Origin of the sequence: Bifidobacterium jacchi (assembly GCF_009078285.1) — a bacterium.
GTDB lineage: Bacteria > Actinomycetota > Actinomycetes > Actinomycetales > Bifidobacteriaceae > Bifidobacterium > Bifidobacterium jacchi.
Map to the genome: position 1 here is coordinate 9,848 of NZ_RQSP01000057.1, position 3,195 is coordinate 13,042.

The window sequence follows — 3,195 nt, forward strand, 5'->3', positions numbered from 1 at the left end:
CAACCCCGCCAACCCCAACCCAACCCCCACCGCCACCCTGAAATCCGTCGAAAACCTCGACAAGGGCAACGCCATGGAACGCGGCCTCAACAACCGCCATGTGCAGTTCATCGCGATCGGCGGCACGATCGGTACCGGCCTGTTCCTCGGCTCCGGCAAATCCATCGCGCTGACCGGCCCCTCCATCATCTTCGTCTACATTGGCGTCGGCATCGTCATGTTCCTGCTCATGCGCGCGATCGGCGAACTGATGTACCGCGACCCCAGCCAGCACACGTTCATCAACTTCATCACCCGCTACCTCGGCCGCGGCTGGGGCACGTTCGCCGGCTGGTCGTACTGGATCGTGCTCGTGCTGATCGGCATGAGCGAGATCACCGCGGTCTCCACCTATTTCATCACGTTCTTCGACACGTTCGGCATCGATCTGAGCCGCAGCAAATGGCTGATCGAACTGTGCTTTCTGGCGGCGCTCGTCGCCATCAACCTGATCGCCGTCAAGGCGTTCGGCGAGGCGGAATTCTGGTTCTCGATGATCAAGATCACGCTGATCTGCGCGATGATCGCCACGGCTGTGGTCATGGTCGTCATCGGCTACCATTACGACGCCGTGCAGATCACCGGCCACGACGGCATCTCGCCGGCAGGCCACGCCGGGCTCGACAATCTGCTCGCAGGCGGCGGCTTCCAGATCGCGCCCAACGGCTGGCTGAGCTTCCTGATGAGCTTCCAGATGGTGTTCTTCGCCTACGAGATGATCGAATTCGTGGGCGTGACCGTCTCCGAGACGCAGAACCCGCGCAAGGTGCTGCCGAAGGCCGTCAACGAGATCATCGTGCGCGTGCTCATCTTCTACGTGGGCGCGCTGGTGGCGATCATGTGCATCGTGCCGTGGACCACGTTCACGCCGAACAAGGACGGTTCGTTCGCCTCGCCGTTCATCATGGTGTTCCAATACGCCGGCCTGAACTGGGCCGCCGCACTGGTGTTCTTCGTGGTGATCACGGCGGCTTCGTCGGCGCTCAATTCGCTGCTGTACTCGGCCGGGCGCCACCTGTACCAGCTTGCCGCCGAATCGGATTCGCCGACGTTCCGGCGGGTTGGTCAGGTGTCGAATCGCAAGGTGCCGGCGCGCGCGATTCTGCTGTCGGCGGCGCTGATTCTGCTGTCGCCGGTGATCAACGCGATTCCCGGCGTGTCGGGCGCGTTCGTGCTGTTCGCGTCGGCGTCGAGCGCGGTGATCATTTTCATTTATATTCTGACGATGATCGCGCATCGCCGGTACCGCTGCTCGGCTGATTTCATCGCGGAGGGATTCGTGATGCCGGCGTGGCGGATCACGAACACGATCGCGATCGCGTTCTTCGCATTCGTGTACTGCACGCTGTTTCTGGCCGACGACACCCGCTGGCCCGCGGTCGCCGGTCTGGTGTGGCTGGCGGTGTTCGGCGGCTACTGTCTGCTGCACGATCGCGCGCATAGCCGTCAGAGCGGTCGCGCGGGTGATTCTGCGGCTGGTGATAGCGCTGGTGATCGGTAGTAACCTGCGTCATTAATTCGTTGGGTATATTTCTGGCTCCCCTTGTCAGGGGAGCTGGCCCGCGAAGCGGGACTGAGGGGTAGTGGATCAACGAACTTACGGCGCGGCATAGTAGATGATCGCGCTGGTGATTCGGTAGGCTATAGGCTATCGCGTCGCCTGACCGCGATATCGAGGCAGCGCGTCGGCGATCGTGAAACGATCTGGCCTGCGTTGTCCTGCGGGGCAGTCGATTCGTAAATGAATGTCTGATGCAGAAGCCGAGTAGCGCGTGGCTCGGGCTCGGGCTCGGGCGTGGCGTGTCCTCGTGGAATGATGATGGCATGGAACCCGTCAATCGCACTCATTGCGCCAATTCCGCCGATCGCGCCAACCTCGCCGATCGCGCCGCGCCCGCCGGTCGCGCCAACCTCGCCGGGCACCGCATCCCCCGACTTGGCATGGGCACGATGGCGCTCGCCATCGAAGGCCGCCCAAGCCGCGACACCGCCATCGCCACGATCCACGCGGCGCTCGACGCCGGCGTGCGCTATCTTGACACCGCCTGGTCGTACTATCTGCCCACCGCGCCGGGCGCGAGCGGCACCGGCGTCCCCGGCGATTTCGGATACGGTGAGCGGCTGGTGTGCGATGCGCTCGCCAGCTGGGGCGGGCCGCGCGACGAGGTGCTCGTCGCCACCAAAACCGGCTACCGTCGCACGATCAGCGCGGTGCCGACGCCGGTGCTGGAGCCGGTCGCTGGCGACGATGCCGGTTCCGGCAACGCGGCGCGCGCCGACAGCCCTGACGATGCCGGCATCAGCCATGTCAGTGCCGCCAATGCCAGCGACGGGAACGCAACCGAAGCAGCCGGTGCCGACGCGGACCTGCATGCCGACTCCGCGCGGCAGCGGCTGCAGGCGGCGGGCAGTCGCTACGGGTGGATGGCGGATTCCCGTCCGGAGACGATGATTCGCGATGCGAAGGAATCCGCGTTGCGACTCGGCGTGGACGCGCTCGATCTGCTGTATTCGCATGGTCCCGACCCGGCGGTGCCCTATGAGGAGACGATCGGCGCGCTGCGCACGCTGCTCGACGAGGGCGTGATTCGCTTCGCCGGCATTTCGCGGGTGGACAATGCGCAGATCGATATCGCGCACGCGATGCTCGGTGATCGGCTGGTTGCGGTGCAGAACCAGTTCTCGCCGTCGCACCCCGATCCGGAGCGCACGATGGCGCATTGCGCGCAGTTGGGGCTGGCGTTCGTCTGCTGGTCGCCGTTGGGCGGGTTTCTCGATCCGGTTGACATGCATGCCTACGATGCGTTCCGCGAGGTGGCGGCCGCGCGCGGCGTCTCGTATCAGCGGGTCGTGCTGGCTTGGGAATTGACCCGATACGGTCGGCTGTTTTCGATTCCGAGCGCGCGCAATCCGCACGAGGTGCGCGATTCGTTCGCTGCGATCGATCTGCATCTGTCGCTTGATGAGCTGACCGCGCTCGATGCCGCGGTTGGCGTGGAGGCCTGACGCCGCGGCCAGTGCCAGCCTATTCGGGCGCGCTATTCGGTCGCAGGGTGCGGGTTTGGTCACGTGGCGCGGACTTGGTCACGTGACGCGGGGTTGGTCACGGGGAGCGCCCAGCTCCCTGTAACCGGGGTGCGGAAACCTTGATATTGC

General features: G+C 64.8%; 2 protein-coding genes. Both read left to right on the top strand.

The features are described 5' to 3' along the window. Window positions 1-37 precede the first annotated feature (37 nt). Entirely contained in the window at window positions 38-1,540 is a 1,503-nt protein-coding gene (locus tag EHS19_RS09785) for an amino acid permease (RefSeq protein ID WP_241677204.1), read from the top strand. Window positions 1,541-1,980: 440 nt separating this feature from the next. Next, window positions 1,981-3,045, top strand: a complete 1,065-nt coding sequence (locus tag EHS19_RS09790; protein WP_241677205.1) for an aldo/keto reductase — start codon at window positions 1,981-1,983, stop codon at window positions 3,043-3,045. The last annotated feature ends 150 nt before the right edge of the window (window positions 3,046-3,195 follow it).

Bases quoted from the DNA above. Each gene is read 5' to 3' on its own strand.
- EHS19_RS09790 (WP_241677205.1), top strand. From the start codon at position 1,981: ATGGGCACGATGGCGCTCGCCATCGAAGGCCGCCCAAGCCGCGACACC.